7 protein-coding genes are annotated in these 19,960 nt (G+C 46.8%); 3 read left to right on the top strand and 4 right to left on the bottom strand.

All coding sequences use genetic code 11. The annotated features are described in order from the left end of the window. Positions 1–33: 33 nt before the first annotated feature. The 3 genes from OC193_RS04630 to OC193_RS04640 are packed head-to-tail and all read right to left on the bottom strand — an operon-like array spanning position 34 to position 15,823. Positions 34–5,943 (bottom strand): hotdog fold thioesterase, encoded by a 5,910-nt coding sequence (locus tag OC193_RS04630; protein ID WP_048664268.1) that lies wholly within the window; start codon positions 5,941–5,943, stop codon positions 34–36. Continuing rightward, positions 5,940–7,988, bottom strand: coding sequence for a PfaB family protein (locus OC193_RS04635; protein WP_048664266.1), 2,049 nt, complete (start codon positions 7,986–7,988; stop codon positions 5,940–5,942). The genes OC193_RS04630 and OC193_RS04635 overlap by 4 nt, the downstream gene beginning before the upstream one ends. Further along, the gene (locus OC193_RS04640) at positions 7,988–15,823 is read right to left on the bottom strand and encodes a type I polyketide synthase (protein WP_048664264.1); all 7,836 of its coding nucleotides are present in this window, start codon (positions 15,821–15,823) and stop codon (positions 7,988–7,990) included. Before OC193_RS04640 ends, OC193_RS04635 begins: the two co-directional genes overlap by 1 nt. Before the next feature lie 709 nt (positions 15,824–16,532). Between OC193_RS04640 and OC193_RS04645 the strand changes: the two genes are divergently transcribed. Then, positions 16,533–17,360: a 4'-phosphopantetheinyl transferase family protein gene (locus OC193_RS04645; RefSeq protein WP_048664303.1), complete on the top strand. Its 828-nt coding sequence runs from the start codon at positions 16,533–16,535 to the stop codon at positions 17,358–17,360. Positions 17,361–17,380: 20 nt separating this feature from the next. On the opposite strand, the gene OC193_RS04650 is transcribed toward OC193_RS04645, so the two are convergent. Next, entirely contained in the window at positions 17,381–17,788 is a 408-nt protein-coding gene (locus tag OC193_RS04650; RefSeq protein WP_048661480.1) for a thioesterase family protein, read from the bottom strand. Positions 17,789–18,144: 356 nt separating this feature from the next. Between OC193_RS04650 and OC193_RS04655 the strand changes: the two genes are divergently transcribed. Then, positions 18,145–19,140: a TRAP transporter substrate-binding protein gene (locus tag OC193_RS04655; protein WP_048661479.1), complete on the top strand. Its 996-nt coding sequence runs from the start codon at positions 18,145–18,147 to the stop codon at positions 19,138–19,140. Between the two features lie 64 nt (positions 19,141–19,204). After that, the gene (locus OC193_RS04660; RefSeq protein WP_048664262.1) at positions 19,205–19,960 is read left to right on the top strand and encodes a TRAP transporter small permease; all 756 of its coding nucleotides are present in this window, start codon (positions 19,205–19,207) and stop codon (positions 19,958–19,960) included.

Here is a 19,960-nt window from a genome sequence, read left to right on the forward strand (position 1 = left end):
ATTCTTTCCTAATTCTCTGTCTCTAATGGCGGCTTATGCTTTCTTGATACCAGGAGCTTTATCGGTAGCAGGGGCTTCTTCGATACAAATCGCGATGTCTTTCACTTCGTAAATACGCAGACCATCTTTGCTCAGGTTTGCGTCGCCAACGATGATACGTTTGCCGTCTTCGTCTTTAATCGCAGTGATGTGTACATCCAGAGACATTTGCTTGTTCAGAGGGTTAATCTGACCACGGTATTTCCATTTCACTTCAGATTGGATTTGACCAAATTTCGGATTGCGGAAGCCTGCGCCAAGATCTTTGTTTAGCGCGTAGGTTTGCATCAGTTCGATGATCGCTTCGACACCTAGAGAACCAGGCATTACCGGATCTTGATGGAAGTGGAACTGGAAGAACCAATCACTAGGGTCGATCGTACGCTCAGCGTATAGGTAACCAAGACCATCTTTACCACCATCACTGGTGATCTGCACGGTATCGATGAAGTTCAATCGACCGCCAGCCAATTGGTAATGCTCTTGCACTTCACCAGTAGCAGAAACAGGTGCATTGAAGTAACGCGTCGTTTTATCTAGTAGGTTGATGTTTACATCCGGAGTGCGGTTGTTATCAACGTGCCAAGGGTGAGTCACTTTACCGTTGTCCAAACCAAGTTGATCTTTCAGTGCTGCGCCCTTGAAGTAACCAAATACCGCCGTACCTTGGTAGAAAGGCACGCCGTCAGTACTCAGTTCGAAGCTGAAGCTCTGTACGATGTTAGTACCCATCATTACCGTTGAAAGCAGACGAGAATCGTTGGTAATCGTTTTGCCACGCAAGTCGACGTTACGCAGCATTTTGCCGCTGCCATCTAGGTTACGGAAAAACAGTTCTTCACCTGGGAAGCCAAGCGTGGTGCCCATGTAGCCAGAGATAAAGCCGTTTGGCTGCAGTGAAATCTCCATCAATACCGAATAAGGCATCAAGGTGTGGTGGCTGTTTTCATCAAAGTACCATGCATTTTCTGGCACTTCGTATTCTGCGATACACGATGAAGGCTTCTTGAAGTCGCCACGCTTGCCATCAATCTCTACGACACGAGTGGTTAGCTGCAGATCGCCACACGGAGTACGTGGTGGAATCATGCCACGGTAGATAGAGAAGTCAGGGCCGAAACATTTCTCGATATCGCCTGTTGCGAATTCGAACATGTGGTAAGGCGTGAACGGAACTGTGTCTGGTGTGCGGTTCGGGTAATCAGGAGTTACTGGAGCTTCAACGTGTTGAAGAGGAACGACACCTTTGTTTGGCGCTGTTGCTAGGTCTTCAATTTGAGCCATTAATGGCGCATTTGCTGAAGCTTGTTGATTCACTGCTGGTGTATGGCCCAAGTTTTCGATAACAGGGGTTGCGACAGCTGTTTCTAAAGAAGGCAGGTAACGAGTACATTCGTCGTCTTCTTTGATCATTACACCTAAGTTTTGGAAATCAACAATCACTTTGCCGTTCAGCAAAATATCGATGTTAGCTTTCGCGTATGGGCGAGGGCTTAGACCAATCTCGGTCACTTCCATGCGGTAAGTCAGTTCTGCCGATTGTGGTAGAACTTGACCACGACAGCGTACTTGTTGAGGCGCATTTTCAAGCGGCTGGAAACGACCATTTTGAACAAGCGTGTGCATGCCAAGGTGCATCATGAAGAATTGCAGCAGTTGACCACAACCTTCTGCCATCAAAGAGCCGGCCATTACTGAGTCATCTTTGAAATGACAAGGGAAGTACCAATGCTCAGGCTCTAGCTGTTTGTGACCTTCAATCAGACCAAGTCCCCATGTGCCGCCTTGCGGTTCAACACGGCTGACCTTTTCGATCATCATGAATTTCTCTGAGCTGAAACATAAAGAAGGTTGGTGGCGATCAGATTGGTGAGTTGGGCCAAAACACTCTGCGATGTTTGCAGTCAGTAGGTGACGCAGTTCTTGGTGGTTAAACTGGGTTTTAGGGCAGTGCAACATTGGGTCGAAGCGTTGCTTAGTTGCAAGCTTACGAGCTTTGATTTCGTCTTCAGTGTGAATCACACCTTTGCCGTCTGCTAGCTCTTCATCAGTGAAGAAGCCTGCACAACCGTTGTCCATTTTCAGGATCATCTTGTCGCCAACGAAACATTCGTACGAGAAGAAGAACAGCAACGTATCGCCATTGCGAGCAAAGCTATTGATTGAGATATCGTAACGCAGCGTATCGCCACCACGAGGCAAGTCGCCAAGGAAAGTTAATGTGCAATCAAGCAGGCGGTAAACACGTTCGCCTTTGTTTTCAAAATCAATGCCTAAGTAGCTAATCAGCATTAGGTCACACTGACCAGATTCTACCGCGACAGCCCAAGGGATCTGACCATCGACAAGATACGGCGCATCAACTGGGATGTCGTATTCTGTGGTCATGGTGCTTGGCTTGTATTCGTTCACTGTCGCGTTGAGCTTGGTTACACGAGATACCAATAGGTAGTCAGTGGTTGGTAAGCGAACGCGGCGCGAGTAGCTATCGATGATCGCGTAGTCAGGACCAAATACATTGGCGATATCACCTTCAGCGTATTCAACCAGATCATCGTAATCCCAGATACATGGCTTACGGATAGGTTTTACTGGTGCTGGCGTCGTAAGTGCGTTTACTGGCACTGACTGAACTTGAGCTGGTTGATCTGATGTTTCAGCTGAGCTATCTAAACCAGACGTAATTGCGTTTAACTGTGCCTTTAATAGTGCATCAGCCATCTGCATGCCTTGGGCACGAGTGTGCAGGAATGCTTTGTGTACTTGCTGGGCCGCTTGCTGGTTTTGAGCAAAAGCTTGGTTATGTGGTGTTACAGACGGTTGTAATGCTGCATCCGTCTTAGCGTCGATTTGAGACGCGCCATTTTTAGCGGATAGGACATGAGTCATATTGCTGTGGTTACCTGTTAGCTGACTGTGGCGAGTTGGCGCCAGAGTAGGGGATACTGATGTAGGAGTTTCGATTACTGGCTCTACCGCGTTCTGCGCTAATGTTTTCTTCTCTAACTCTTTTTGCGCAAGGGCTGCTTGAATGCTTGCTGTCGTTGGAATCGACGCCACTCTTGCTGCTTGTTTACCAGAAGCTTTCTGTTGAATCGTTGCCAAGTTGGTCACTGGGGTTTGAGCAATATGTTGATAGATATCGCGACCACCTAATGTCACTTGCTTAACCAATTGACGTTTAGCATCGCTCGCTAGTTCATTGCTTAAACGAACGGAAAGTGACTGAGATTCAACACTCGACTGGCTTAGTAGCAGCTGTGAACATTGTCCTTCGCTGATGTTGGCAACAATCGCGCTCTTAGAGCTGATGTTTGGATTCAGAGACTCAAGGTTCAGGTTGAGCAGGCCGTGTAGCAGACTTGCCATGCCAGAAGCTGCAGAGCAGTGACCCACACGTAGACTTGCTTGAGTGGTCTTGGTTACACTTAGATTGAGAGATACAAGCTCGTGTGATGAAGACTCTGGTGCATGGTTAAGCTCAAGCAAAGATACATCGTTCGAGCCGATGCCTGCTTGAGTCAGTAACTCATCAGCAACGGCGTTGCTACGCTCGCTTGAACCAAAGGCCAATGCATTGATGCTGCCGTAAGCCGTATCTTGGTTTCCGGTGGCTCGACTCTCTTCAACAAGAACGATTGCACCAGCGCCTTCACCGACATTCCAACTGCCGTCTTGCGGTTGTCCGAATTTAGGGTCAAGTGACACTGGGCTCACGCTGTTCTTCAGAATCACATGTTCTGCGCTGCCGCTAAGGTCAACGGCTGCAATCACGACTGCATCCATGGATTCTTGCGACATTAGGTTTTGTGCGACATCGATACAACGAGCAACCGACTGTTCAGCGGCTGAAATCGTAAAGGCAGGGCCGTTAAAGTCCCACAATGAAGAGATGCGCGAAGCCATGATATTACCGATGAAACTGGTGTACTGGTTCAGCTTGGCTGCGTCCATCACACTGTCCATCGCAATGGTTTCTAGCGCTTGGTATTCGTCTTGTGTCAGCTCAATCCCCATGTTGGTAAAGCTGTCAGCCAATTGGCTATGCAGGTTTACGCGTCCACGGAATTGGTGCATCTCAAGCTCTGTTTCCATAGCGACGAGTACTGCTACCTTTTGGCCTGCTACAAGCTTGGCATCTTTGATGGCTTCGTCTGCAACTTTCATCAGTAGCAACTGCTGAGAGATCAAACGGTCATCTTCATTAGGCGGCACTTTGAAGCGTAGGAAATCGAGGTCGAATTGATCGATGTACGCGCCATTTGGAATGCCGTGTAAACCAAACTGATTCAGCAGTTCTGGATGTTGGTCTAAGCCTTTCCAGCGTTTCTTCGGCAAGGTAATGAAAGCATCGCTGTTAGTCTCAATCGCAGTGCTTAGTGCATTGATGCTTTGCAGAGAACCGAAGTGAGACGCGAGACCAGTAATGCTTAAATTAGGCGATTGTAGGCTTGGAGATGCTGACTCTAGAGTCTGGTTTGCATGACCCGTACCTGAATACGCTTCAAGCAGTAAGTGAGCATTACAACCACCGAAACCAAATACAGAAACACCCGCACAGCGCTCTGAGTTGCCCGCTTTACTTGGCCAAGGTTGAACCTGCGTTGGCAGAGTCTGTGAGCCAAATAAACCTTCTGACGACGATAGTGGCTTATCCAAATTAATACTTGGAGGAAGCACACCTTCTTTCATCGCAAAGATCATTTTCATGATCCCTGGCATACCTGCCGCAGTCAGCAAGTGACCGAGGTTGGACTTGGCTGAGCCAATCAATGGCGGGTTAGAACCATTCAATTTGTCAGCAAAGAAACGCTCCATTGAGGTTAACTCAACCTTGTCACCTAATGGTGTTCCGGTTGCGTGACACTCAATCACTTCAATGCTGTCTGGTGATAGGTTTGAAGCCTCGTAAGCGCGTTCAAAGGCTTGGACTTGTCCCTTGCTATTTGGACTTAATACGAACTGGCCACGGCCATCGTTCGACAAGCCAATACCGCTGACGACTGCGTAGATGTTGTCGCCATCACGCTCTGCATCAGCTAAGCGTTTTAGCACTAAAACACCGGCACCTTCGCCAGCAAACAGGCCTTTACTGTTGCTATCAAACGGAACCGACACACCGTGGTCAGGGTAAGCGTGGAAAATGGAAAAACCCATGTTGATAAAGAATGGGTCAGCACCGGATACCGCGCCTGCCAACATCATGTCGGCTTTGCCTGTGTTTAAGTAATCACACGCTAACTTCAATGAATACACAGAACTTGCACATGCCGCATCTAGGCTAAGTTGTACGTTGCCTAAACCTAACGCATCAGCTACTAACTTAGAGGCGTTGTGTGCTGCAGCACCGTTGATCGGGTTGAGGTCTTGAGCAGTTTCATTGGTTGGTAGCAGTGAAAATTGGTCATTAGCCAATTTATCTTTGAGTGCTTTCTCGACCACCGAGTGATACATCGGCAGAAACAGGTCGTTTGAGCGTGTGGTTGGGAACGAAAGGGCACCCATGATCACGCCTGTGCGCTCTAAAACATCGGCATTCAAATCAATGCCAGCGTCGACTAAAGCCTTACGACTGGTATCCAAAGCCCATAGGAAACTCTGGTCAACACCTTTGAATGATTCGGCTGTTAAGCGGTAGCCATTGCCATCGAAATTGAAGTTTTCGATGTAGCCACCTTTATCACAGTAAAAACGGTCTGACTCACCTTGCACACCCTGATAGCTTTCAGGTTTAGCACCTAACTTTTCAGCGCTTAATGTGGTTCGAGAATCTTTTTTGTTCAGCAAGTTTTGCCAAAAATCTTTTGGCGTATCAGCTTCTGGGTATTGGTTGGCAATACCGACAATCGCGATCTTATTGCACTTCACTTGCTGCTTATTCTGAGCCTGATATTGAGAACTCATACTAGCTCTCCTTGATGATTCACTGCGCTGCCTTGAGACACACCACTGAATTGCATAGCGGTGGTGATCTGTTGTTCTAGCCCTTGAATAAGTGGCTCGACAGACAGTGGAATTTGATGAGTAATGAGCTGACCAATGCATTTGATGAGCGTGACAATATCGTCACCGCCTTTGGCATTGGAAGCGATTGAGCAGTACTGGTCTGCTACGCTGTCGCTGCGGTTGATCTTATCGATCAATGTGCTGGTTTGACGATCGGCACCCACTTCAACGAACAGACGAGCACCTTGTTGACGCGCACTCTGGATCAACGCGGTGAAATCGAGCGTTGAACAGAAGGTGTCGGCAATCGAAAGGGCGATACTATCGCTGTCGATATTGATTGGGGCGCCAGTCGGTAGACCTGCTGCGCTGATAAAGCGGATATGCTTTGGCAACTCGTCGAACAGTGGTTGCGTGTAAAACTCTCGCACTTGGTTATGCTGGCTTAACGCTGGTGTGGTGTGCATTGCAGTAACACGGTTCGCGGCAATGCCACGCTTACCCAGTTTTTTGAGCAGAGCACGACATGTGCTTTCACAGCCAGCCAGTACGCAGGTGTCACCTTGGATGATAGCGAGATAAGCACGTGGAAACTCAGGTAACAGAGCCTCAATTGCTTGTGCATCACTGCGAACCACAAAGCTATTCCATTGGATGCTTTCGTCGATGTTCAGCTGCCAATCTTGACGCACTGCGGTGAGTTCGCCAGAAATAGCCGTGGTGAAGATCGGACTGGTTTGAGTCATCTCAATCAGCGCATGTGGGTTTTTCCAAACATTCAAGCTGGCCCACATGGAGGCTTCACCCTTGGAGTAACCCAAGGCGAAATCTGGCTGCACTTTGAATTCATCACATAACAGTTGTGTTAACAGATAACTACTGCCGACACCGGCAATTGCCAACTCACTAAGCGACATTTCTTGCGAGTCTTCAGCGTAGGTTTTCTCAGCCTGCAGCATCTCTTTCAAGTTACCTTCGCGCTCTAAACGAGCAAATAACTGTGGGAAATATTGATGAAACTCGCGCAACATGCCGGGATAAACCGTGCCAACACCAGGGTAAACAAATGCAACGCCACCTTTGCTTTGAGGCATCGGTGAGAAACAACTGCCTGCTGGCGTTTTGTAGTGGCTATTGTCAGCCATTACTTTTGGCAACGCATTTTCTAGCGCTGTGATCTCTTGTATTGCAGCCTCAATTGAAGCCGCCTGAATCACGATGTTCGCGTTAAGGCCAGCATTGTGCTGAATGCTTTGGAAGTGACTTAGGTTTGAATGCATTAAGGTTGCGATAGCAATTTCGCTGTCCGCTGAATCGCTAATGCATTTAAGCTCTTCTCTCAAGTAGGTTAGCTGAGAAAACAATTCAGCTTGGCCATTGCCAGAAACCACGAACATCAAACGATCGCTCGATAGCAGTGGCTTTGGTTCTTGCAAACCGGTTGCTTGAGTCAATATCAGGCTTGTGGCTTTTTGGCTATCGTCATTAAAGGTCAATGAAGCAACACGTGCTTTGTTCGGCTCAGTGAACCAGTAATTATTAGCTAATGAATGGCTCGGCAATGAACGGCTCGCTATCGCATTCACCATATTCAATAATTCATCAAACTGCTGCGAAGCAGAGAGTGCTGAGTGTTGCTGTTGATGGTTTAAATCTGTCGCGGGGCGGCGTGCAATATCCAGAGCAAGCTGAACGCTATCTGCGGTAGCTGCATCTGCAAAACTCGCTAAATTCGCGTGTGGGTGAATCTTGTTTTGAGCAGCGGTCAGTGCACTCAACATCACCAATGATAGAGTGTGAGAATCCAAACAAAGTTTAACAACACTACCTTGATTGACTGCCTCAATCGCTTGAGTAAGCGCTTGATTAAAACTGCCATCAACCACAACAGTCATCATCTCAGGAAGCGAAGGTGATAAGCCGGCAGAAAGCTCAGCCGCATTTGTTGGCTGAGCTAAAAGAGCGATGCGCAATGGCATCGCTTTATTAATAGGAACAGTCACTATGTCAATTGCTCCTTTTCTGCGTTCTTATTAGACTCTTTCTTCGATACTGTTGAGCTAGACTTCGGCAAAAATGCGTCATTTAAACTCTTGCTGATGGTGACTTTGGCACCTTTCATTACTGCGCTTAAATGACCATCTTGGTGGTAAAGCGAGATATCAGCTTGCAGCGAACGAGCCGTGCTTTTTATCACGTTCAGCTCTAGCCAACCTTGGTCACCATTGTGCATCGGTGCGTAACAAACAAACTCACCAATTGCAGACGGTAGGCTTGCCGCGCCGTATTTCAATCGAGCCCATACCAACATGGCTTGCAACAGATAATCTTCTGCAAATGGCTGGCTATCACCAAAACTTTGCTTCGGAATAAATGATCCGCAGTCGCTGTTTTCAATCTGAGGCAACTGGCATTGAGCCAATAAGCCTAAGTCGTCAAAGCGTTCGACTGAAGTAATACCTTGCAGTCTTGGTCCGTGAAACAGAGTGCCGTCACTGTATAGAGCTTGTGCCGTTGTTACAGGTGTTGAAGTGCTAGCTTCAAAACGTTTTGTCGACGCTTGTTGAACATCTTCAGACACTTGCACAGAGGCAACTTGCAACTGAGCTTGATACTGTGGTCGCCCTTGGCAACTGATCACCGCTTTTAGCTGATCTTTTGATTTAGCATCAGAGGAAAGAACCAGCTTCAGCTCTTGCACTTCATCAGTATCAAAAATTACACCCTTAAGCAGTTTGTAGTTGTGAACGCTAACGTTCACCCCTAACAGTTGCTCAGCCACTTCACGCATCCATTGGATGGCACACACTGTCGGTAACACTGGGTTACCGGCAATGCAGTGATCTTGAATGAAAGGCAATGCCTTAGGATCAAGATGACGTGTCACAGTGATGCTTGTATTCAGCGGACTCTCTGCAAGATGCACAGACTCCGCATTAAGCTTTTTTACAGCAGCTTCCTTGTTGTCAGAACCTTGCATGCTCGTACCAACCAGCAGTTGAATGCCAGTTTCGTTCAGTAGTTGAGAGCTAAACAGTTCTGCACCTGCCTGAAGAGGAATTACGTACACACCACGCTCTGTAAACATACGTTTCAGTGCTGCGTTTACCATGCCGCCGTCCCACGGTCCCCAGTTGAAGCTCATTACTTTCGCTTGAGGGTTACGCGCAGACAGTTGTAGAGCCGCTTTGTTTAGGATCTCGTTAGACATCGAGTAATCGCTTTGGCCTGTGTTTCCATAGAAACCCGCCGCCGAAGAGAACATCGCAATCAGTTTTAACTTGCCGCTATCAAGACCACCAAGAACCGCTTCTAGTCCACCCACTTTGGTGCCGTAAACCATGTTCAGTTCATCAAGCGTTTTGTCTTGAATGTGTTTGTCAGCCAGTACACCTGCGCCGTGGATTAGCCCCGTGATGCCGTCGAAATTCGCCAGTGTTTTCGCTACAGACTCATGGTTCGACACATCTAGACTTAGGTATTCAGCGCTCGCGCCAATCTCGTTGAAAGCGGCAAGTGCTGCGTTGATTTCAAGGCTGCTCAATACCGGTTTTAGCAAGGCATCAACTTTTTTCGGTGTTGGTTTGTCACCTGTTGCTTGTAGGTGAGCGGTAGCCGCTGGTTTTAGCTCTTTCTCTTGCTTGCCTTGTGCCCACTGAGGTAGCTCAGCTGAAGTAATATGCTTACTACGACCTGCAAGAATGAAATGAGATTTACATTGCTTAGCAAGCGTCAGTGCACATTCAAACGTCACGCCTTTAGCGCCACCAGTTACGAGAACTTTATCGCTCTTGGTGAGTTGAGCGCCTGTGTTTTTAGTTTGTGCTGCACCTGGTGTTGTAGCAATCAATGTTGCACGACCAGATTCACCGTTTTCTGCATGGCTAAGGCCGATTTCAACCGTGTTGGTATCGATATCGAACAGTTCGCCTGTGATAGCTTCAGCTAGGTGACGAGCATCAATAGAAGCGTCAGCATCCAATGCACGGCAGAACACGTTTGACCATTCATGGCTCAGTGTCTTAGTTAGACCAGATAGAGCCGCTTGGTTAAGTTCTGCATTCGCTAGTTGCTTAGTATCTAGGTAACCAAAGCCACCATCGATACGGCTTAGCGTGAAGAATACGCTGCGACCAGAAACCGCATTCAGTTGGCCATTTAGGTGCTTCGCGAATAAGAACGCTGTCGTCAGCGAAGCTCTTGAGTCTGCATTCAAGTTAACCGCTTGCTCGTTGCTTTGTTTAGCATCAACGATAGCTTGTAGGTGAATGAAGCCAGCAATCACTTTGTTCGACGTTTTAAGGTCTGTTTCGATGTCGTTAATAACCGCAGTCACACCAGCATCATCGACGCTGTTGAGTGTGTAGCTTGCGATTTCACTGTTTAAAGGTGACGCGGCAGAAAGAGCACTACGCACTACAGCAACTTGAATGCCGTTAGCGGTCAACTTTTCTGATAGAACACCGGCGTTGTGACCATCATCTGTGATCACGACACAAGCGTCTTTTGAGAAACAATCGACGAGTTTATCTGCCGCTGGTAGCTTTTTTAGCGCTACCTCATTGTGTGGAGGAAGTTCCGCTGTCGCTGTTTCTGCGATAGGCGTTACTGATTCAGCTTTTGGAGTCGCTACGGGTGCAGCAGCGGATAGCTTGTTTTGCATGTAGGTAACGATTTCACCAAGCGTACGACACTCAGCTAGGTCTTCAGGGTTTAGTTCTGGCAGCGTTGGTAGCTGGTCTTGAACTGTACCTAAAATCTCAACACGTTTGATTGAGTCGATACCAAGGTCTGCTTCCATGTCCATCGCTAGGTCGAGCATTTCTGCTGGGTAACCTGTTTTGTCGGCAACCACTTCCATCATTGTTGATTGAACGTGAGCAGGGTTTAGGTCGTTGCTCGCGCTTTCTACAGTTGCTGCAGCGACTTCTGTACTCGTAGTAGCAGTAGCGCCTAGCTTACTATTCATGTAGTCAACGATTTCACCCAGAGTACGACACTCAGCCAGGTCTTCAGGATTCAGCTCTGGCAATGTTGGTAGCTGGTCTTGAACCGTACCAAGGATCTCAACACGTTTGATTGAGTCGATGCCAAGGTCTGCTTCCATGTCCATTGCTAGGTCTAGCATTTCTGTTGGGTAGCCCGTTTTATCAGCCACTACGCTCAGCATTGTGCCTTGAACTTGTTCTGCGTTTAAACCGTTTGATACTGCTTGCACTGGTGCAGATGTTTGAGCTGCTACTGGAGCAGAAGCTGGAAGCTTACTGTTCATGTAGTCTACGATTTCGCCTAGAGTACGACACTCAGCGAGGTCTTCAGGATTTAGCTCTGGAAGAGTCGGTAGCTCGTCTTGAACCGTACCTAGGATTTCAACACGTTTGATTGAATCGATACCAAGGTCAGCTTCCATATCCATTGCTAGGTCTAGCATTTCAGTCGGGTAGCCCGTCTTCTCTGCCACTACTTCTAACATGGTTTTTTGAACGACAGCCGCATCTAGACCGCTGTTAGCTGCTGCTGGCGCACCTACTTCCGTTTGTACTGCAACTGGTGCAGAAGCTGGGAGCTTGCTGTTCATGTAAGCAACAATTTCGCCAAGAGTGCGACACTCAGCTAAATCTTCAGGGTTTAGCTCTGGAAGAGTAGGCAGTTCATCTTGAACCGTACCAAGAATCTCAACACGTTTAATTGAGTCGATACCAAGGTCTGCTTCCATATCCATTTCTAGATCAAGCATTTCCGTTGGGTAACCGGTCTTCTCAGCAACCACTTCTAGCATGGTTTGTTGAACGACTTTTGCATCAAGACCGTTAGCAGCTTGAACAGGAGCAGTTGCGCTTGGTTGTGCTGCCACAGGCGCTGATGCTGGCATCTTGCTGTTCATGTAGGTAACGATTTCACCAAGAGTACGACATTCAGCTAAATCTTCAGGGTTCAGCTCTGGTAGGTTCGGCATTTCGTCTTGAACGGTACCAAGGATCTCTACGCGCTTGATTGAGTCGATACCAAGGTCTGCTTCCATGTCCATTTCTAGATCAAGCATTTCCGTTGGGTAACCCGTTTTCTCAGCGACCACTTCTAGCATCACTTTTTCAGCATCGGCTGATTGTACTGCCACTGGTGCAGCCACAGGAGCCGGTTGCGCTTTAACTGGCACAGGTTGAGCTGCAACAGGCGCTGCCGCTTGAGCCGCTACTTGTGGTGTAGGAACGGCTTTCTGTACTGGAGCTTGCTGAGCTGCTGTCTTTTGAAGCGGTGCAGCTTGAACTGGCGCGGCTTGTACAGGAGTCGCTTGTACTTGAGCTACAGGTTCTTGAACGATAGCTGTTGGAGCCGCTTGAATCACTGGTTGAGCATTTACTGACGCAACGAAGGTTGGTTGTGCCGTTTGTACTGAACCTTGCGTCAGCATATTAAGTGCTGAGTTGTTGCTGTGCGCTTGCATCTCTAGGTAATGAGCGTGAGCTTTTAGCGTCTCTGCTTGGTGCTGGTGGAACATCTCCATAGAACGTTGTAGGTTTTCAGGAATTGCTACGCCTGCTGTTGCCATTTTCGCTTGCTCAGACATTAGGGTGTTGAACGTGTCACCGTATTGCTGAGGAATCGCAAGGAACTGCTGATGTACTTCTGCTGCTTGTTGTTGAGCATTGAAGAACGACTGCAATGAAGACTCATCTACCGTTACTTGAGCTGCTGGCTGAATAGTTGCTGGGGCAGTTTGAACCACTTGTGATTGTGGAGCAGCTGTTGCTACTTGTGCACTTGGTGCTGGAGCAGTTGACTGTTGTACATTTGAAGCTTGAGGAGCAGCCACAGGTACTTCAACGATTTCTGTTTTAATCACTTCTTTTTCCACGATTTTCTCGACTTCAACTTTCACTTCAACAATCTCAGTCTTTTCGGTGACGTTGCCCGAAGCCAATGATTGATCCATTTTCTTACGAGTAGCAGGGCTGATGTAGTTGGTTGCATTCAGCTTGATGTTCATTGGTGATGCCTTCGCAGGTTCAGCAATGTCAGCTTGGTAAGGGTCAATGTTGTCTAATGAAACACCTGCCACGCATAGTTGAACTGCAGCTAAACGAAGCTGTTGGTCACTGTCGCCTTTAGGGCTTGGGTTGATACTGATTGCGTAAAGCTCTTCGTTCTTATCAGCCAATGTTTTCTCAACCAGCTTTTGAAGAATGTTTTTCGGACCGAACTCAACGAATACACGCGCGCCTGCTTCATACATCGCTTCAATTTGCTCGCTGAAACGAACCGATTGCAGCATGTGCTGTTTGAATGCTTTCTTAATCGCTTTAGCGTCTTTGCTGTACAGCTTGCCCGTTGCATTTGAGTAAAGCGGCAGTGTTGGAGCGCTGAATGAAGCTTTATCAATTGCAGAAGCAAATGGTTTTTGAGCGTGAGCAACAAGCGGTGTGTGGAAAGCCCCAGAAACTGGCAGAGCAATCGCTTTGAAGCCTTGTTCAGTTAGCGCTTGTGCTGCTTGTTGAACCGTCGCAGTTGGACCTGCAATAACCAGTTGAGTCGGAGCGTTGTAGTTAGCAATACTCACGCCTTCAAATTGGCTGATGCAGCTTTCAACGGCTGGAAGTTTGTCTGCATCTAGGATGACTGCAAACATAGTACCGCTGTCGCCTTGTTCAGGTGTCGCTGCCATCGTATCGCCACGAGCGAAAGCTAGCTGGTAGTAATCTTCTTGCGAGATAACACCCGATGCACATAACGCGCTTAGCTCACCAAAGCTGTGGCCTGCGACCATATCTGCTTTGAAGCCAGCTTGAGTCATGATGTCGAACTGACCCATAGACACAGTACCAATTGCACTTTGCGCATTGGCCGTGTTGGTTAACACAGCTTCTTGAGCTTTGGTTGCTTCTGGTGTGAAAGTTGGAATTGGGAACAGAATTTGCGATAAGGCCGTCTTCTTGTGCTGACCAAATACTTGATCCGCTTGAGCAAGCTGTTGGCGCATTTCTGGGTAATGACAAGCAAGCTCGCGACCCATGTTGAGGTATTGCGAACCTTGACCTGCAAATAGTGCCGCGACTTTACCTGCACCGTTTTCAGCAATCAGTGCTGACTCACGGTAGCTAGTACCGTTCGGCATCTGCCAATGTGTTTTGGTTTGGCTCTCAAGCATAGAAATCGCTTGAGTCAGTTGCGCTTGAAGGTCTGCTTGGTCAGTCACGACTAAACCAAGACGAGCATGCTGATCGTTTACTTCACGTAGAGAGTGTTGCTCAGCAAGTGCTTCCAGTTTGAACGCAGCATCGGCAGCTTGAGTTGAAACCTGTTTTAGCTCGTCGATCAGTGCTTGGCGAGATTCTGCGCTGAACAACAGAGTTTGCGGTACTTGGCGCTGACGGTATTTGTCACCGCGAGCGTGCTCTGGCGTGTACTCTTCTAATACAACGTGGAAGTTAGTGCCACCAAAACCGAATGAGCTGATACCTGCACGGCGCGGTGTGCCGTCGACACGTTGCATCCAAGGGCGCGTTTGTGTGTTTAGGTAGAATGGTGAGTTCTCGATGTCCAGTTTAGGATTCGGGCTCGACACGTTGATCGTTGGCGGCAGTACTTTGTGGTGTAGTGCCAGTGCAGCTTTGATTAAACCTGCAGTACCTGCGGTTGATTTGGTGTGACCAATTTGAGATTTCACAGAGCCTAACGCAATGTGTTGCTTCTCTTCGTTGTTCTCACTGAATACCGAGTTTAAGCCACCAAATTCAGCCACATCACCTGCTGCGGTACCTGTGCCGTGCGCTTCTAAAAGGCCAAGCGTGTGCGGTGCGAAACCAGCATCATCGTAAGCACGTTTTAGTGCTTTTGCTTGTCCTTCAGGGCGAGGCGCGTAAATACTCTTGAACTTACCATCCGAAGAAGAACCGACACCTTTAATTACCGAGTAGATTCTGTCGCCGTCGCGCTCAGCATCTTCAAGACGTTTCAGAGCAACCATGCCAATGCCTTCACCAATCATCATGCCTTTGGAGTCGATATCGAAAGGTTGAATGGTTTCATTAGTGGTAAATGCAGGTGTTTTCGAGAAACTCATGTACATGGTTGGTGAGTTATCAGTACACACACCACCTGTGATCATCATTTCACTGCGACCTTCAACCAGCTCACTCAGAGCCATGCGCATTGCGGCTAGAGAACCTGCACACGCAGCATCTACTACACAGTTAATGCCACCAAGGTCAAAGCGGTTAGCAATACGACCTGAAATAACGTTACCCAATGAACCAGGGAACGAGTTCTCTTCCCAGTGGATGTATTGGTCTTGGAACTTTTTGATCAGCATTTCGCTGTCTTCGTCGTTGATGCCACTGCTCTTGAAGACTTTTTTCAAAACAGGGTATTGAAGACGAGCATTTAGGCTTTGAGCGATCTTCTGACCACCACCCACACCGAGCGTAATACCGATCTTATCGCGATCGTAACCTTCAGGAAGTTTCGCATCTTCAAGTACTTCTTTTGCCACGATCAGAGAAAGCAGCTGTGACGTATCAGTCAGTTCAAGGATATTTGGCGGAAGACCGAACTCCATAGGGTTGAAGTCAACTTCTGGGATGAAACCACCGCGCTTACAGTAAGATTTGTCTGGCGTTGTACGATCTGAATCGTAGTAATCTTCTGGACGCCAGTGCGTATCAGGCACTTCGGTAATTGCATCGATCTTTTCGCTGATCAAATCCCAGAACTTGTTTAAGTAACGAGAGTTCGCAAACATGCTTGCCATTCCAACGATAGCAATAGGCATGTCTTTAAGACGTTTATTAAGTCGAGTGTCGTCGACTGATTCCGGGGTATTTTTTTCGGGTTGGCTCATTATGAGTCTCCACTTGAAATCACTGAGGGCGATGTCGTGTTTTGAGGCTGCGCTTTTAATTGAATCGAAAATAAATCTGAAACAGATTTGGACAAACGCAGCTGAAGAGTAAGGCTACCGAAAGTCGGCCACCTGACTGAAATAGGGGGTGCGAAGTACAGTGACTTGCAGGGGTTGATTACGTTTTTCATGCTATAAGAGGGCATTCGAATGTGAGGTTGATGTCCATTTAAATCCTGTCCAAAGTACTGCTTTATGCAAAGCAGGTATCCGCAATAAAAACGTGTGATTTTGTTTAATGGTTGAGCAGGCTACCCGAGGTGAGTGGTCGATACAATGCTCCCAGAGACCACTATGATCTGTTCAGACCAGATGATTTTTCTGAACTTTTGTTTTTTGTATTTTTAATGTAATTAACTTATTGATAATTAATAAGTATGGGTGGTTTTTTAGTGTTTATACTCTATATTTTGACTTAGTGAGATCTATGTCAGATTTTTGTAAGTAACATTTAATATATGCCTGCTCCATAAGGTGGAGTGTGATCTGTGTTTTAATTTGTTATTATTTTAAAAGTTAGTTTTAAGTCCCTATATGAAGGGTGTTTCCTGCGCAGATTCTCTATGTTTATCTCAAATCATAGGTGAGTTAAATTTGTTCGTTTTGATGTTTTTTTGATAAGTGGTTTGAAGAAGTGAGCGTGAGTAAATTGGAAAACCCAGTGGTTGATTTGTGGCTATGTTCTTTGAGTGATTTGCGTGATGATATCGGCAGTAAGTCACACCTCAAACAGACACTTACGGCCGATGAAATAGCGAAAGTCGAGCGTTATCGAGTGCCCTCATCTCAAGTTCAAGCTCTGTATGTTCGTAACTACCTAAGAAAGGTGTTGTCGAGCTATTCTGATTTAATGCCTGAAGCGTGGCGGTTTGAATATGGTGAGAAAGGAAAGCCAAGTTTAGTCGCCGAACAGCAACTCAAGACGGGGTTAAATTTCAATATCAGTCATAGCAAAGAACATTTGTTAGTCGCGGTTTGCCAGAGAGAAGGGAAGCGAGTTCAACTGGGTGTCGATATCGAACATGCAAGAAGCTCGACCAATATCGATTCGATCATGAAGCACTATTTTTCAGATAAGGAATTGGCGGATTTACTTAAACTTAGTAAAGAGCTGCAGAGAGAGCGCTTTTTCGATCTATGGGCGCTGAAGGAGTCGTATATCAAAGCGATGGGCAGGGGGCTAGCCACATCGTTGCGAAGCTTTTCGTTTGATTTCTCCAATCTGACGGAGCAAACATTGCCAATTCACCCTTCGAATTTTCAACCAAAGTTGCAGGATGAAATTAGATTTCATGGTGAAATCAGCATATACAGTGGAGTTGGGTTGGATGTTACTGAGCAAACCGATATTTCTACAGATTGGCAATGTTGCTTAGGGCGGTTGGATGAGCAGTATCGCTTTGCGGTTACGCTCGGCGGAAATTTGCTACCGATGCAGATAGAGATGAGAACCTTTCCATCATCTCATCTCTTTTAAGCTAGCTTGGTGAGGTGAAGTTAGCTCGTTTCGCCAAGCATCGCTTTTAATACTTCAGCGGGTACAGGCTGAAGTTGCTTGTCTTTATCAAGGCAGACCATTTCAATATCACCAATCACAGCAGGCTTAGTGGCATCTTTGCGCCACACTTCTTGTCGCCATAGCGTTTTGTATTTTCCATCGAGTTCAAAAGAGGTTCTGATATCGCAAATCTCAGCGAACTCAACCCCATCTTGGAAAGTCATGTTGGCTTTATACACCGCAAAACCTAATCCGTGCTCATTCCACAAGGTCGCCAGTTTATCGCTGCCCAAGACATGTTCGCGCGCACGCTCGAAGTATTTAAGAAAGTTAGGGTGATAAACCACACCTGAGTGATCGGTATCTTCATAGTAAATTTGTACTGGGTGATGGTAGACCTGACTCATTGGTAGCAACTCTTGGTAAGTAGTGGATCAGTAAATCTGACTAAGTTGTGCAGCACTTTACAGGATAGGTCGAAATTACTTCAAGGCATCATCGACTATCGAGCTTTTGGTCAGACCTCATTCGGCCTTATTCATTACTAATACATTGGTCAGCTTCCACCCATTTACAAATATTCTATGTGTCATTTTCCACCCATTAACTCTTACCGCGAGTTCGCGACTACTGCAGATAGAACTGATGAAGCCTTATGGTTAAAGGCTTGTTAATAGTTTGTGTTAATGTGGCGCGCTAATTGCCTTAGTGAAAGCACGCAGTTCCCATTGAAGGGCTGCTTTGTTTACTAAGGAGAATAATAATGTTTAAGCCTCTTACCCTGCTGTCTGTATCTGCTCTGGCGCTCACAAGTTTTAATGCTGCTGCAAACTGTGACCCTGGTGAAATCGTGATTAAATTCAGTCACGTAACCAATACCGATAAGCACCCGAAAGGCATTGCCGCTTCTCTACTAGAAGAGCGAGTAAACACTGAAATGAATGGTAAAGCTTGTATGCAAGTTTTCCCTAACTCGACACTTTACGATGATAATAAGGTACTGGAAGCCCTGTTAAATGGTGATGTTCAAATGGCGGCACCTTCGCTGTCTAAATTTGAGAAATTCACTAAGAAATACCGCATTTTTGACCTTCCTTTCCTATTTGAAGACGTAGAAGCCGTCGACCGTTTCCAAAACTCAGAATCTGGTGAAAAACTTAAGAATGCGATGAAGCGTCGTGGTCTTCAAGGCTTAGCATTCTGGCACAACGGCATGAAACAAATGTCGGCGAACAAACCTCTTATCAGCCCTGAAGATGCAAAAGGTTTGAAATTCCGTGTGCAAGCATCAGACGTTTTGGTAGCTCAGTTTGAACAACTAGGCGCTAACCCACAGAAGATGTCTTTCAAAGAAGTGTACGGTGGCCTGCAAACCAAGGTTATCGATGGCCAAGAGAACACATGGTCAAACATCTACGGTAAGAAGTTCTTTGAAGTACAAGACGGCGTGACTGAAACCAATCACGGTATCTTGGATTACCTAGTGGTAACGTCAAACGACTTCTGGAAAGACCTACCTGAAGATGTACGCACACAGCTTGGTACTATCGTTCAGGAAGTGTCTGAGACGCGTAACGCAGAATCTTCAAAAGTTAACCTAGCGAACAAAAACAACATCATCGAAGCTGGTGGTGAGGTTCGTACACTTACGCCTGAACAGCGTGAAGCATGGGTAGTTGCGCTTCAACCTGTATGGAAGAAGTTTGAAAAAGACATCGGTTCAGATCTTATCGATGCAGCGTTAGCTTCAAACCAATAATACCGCTAAGGGAGTGGCGAGTATTCGTCACTCCTTATTAAAACAATTATAAGCGGAGTCAATTATGGAAAAGCCTCAAATGGAACAACCAAATTCTAGCGAATCAGCACTGGAAACCTCTCTTTTTTCCAAAGTCGGAAGAGTTACGGATGTGATTGAAGAGTCATTAATCGCATTTTTCCTTGGCGCAATGACGCTACTTACTTTTGCCAATGTGGTATTTCGATACGCATTCAATGACAACATATTATGGGCACTGGAATTGACGGTGTTCATGTTTGCTTGGATGGTGTTGGTCGGCGCATCTTATGGTGTTAAAAAACATTTCCACATTGGTGTTGATGTGATCATCAACCTTGCCCCAGAAAAGCTACGCAAAGTGTACGCGCTAATCGCCGTGACAAGCTGCCTAGCATTTTCAATCTTACTTCTTATCGGCTCTTGGAATTATTGGTACCCATTCGCGACCGATCGCGCATGGTACGAGACCGACGATATTCCAATGCCAGAGATGCTTCAGTTTCTTGCTGACTGGCTGAATGAAGGAGAGCGATACGAGAAACTGCCACGTTTTATTCCTTATATGGCGTTGCCGATTGGTATGGCAATGCTGACGTTCCGTTTTGCTCAAGTTGCTTACCAAGTCGTAACAGGCAAGCTTGACCGTATGATTGCAGGACACGAAGCCGAAGAAGAGCTGGATGCCTTGAAAGCTGATGTGTTAGCGGGTTCTGATGAAGACGCGACAGCAGTATTGGATTCGACTAAGCAGAACAAAGCGAACGAGTCGGGTACAAAATTTAACGGTAAGGAAGACTAA

This window comes from Vibrio crassostreae (assembly GCF_024347415.1).
GTDB lineage: Bacteria > Pseudomonadota > Gammaproteobacteria > Enterobacterales > Vibrionaceae > Vibrio > Vibrio crassostreae.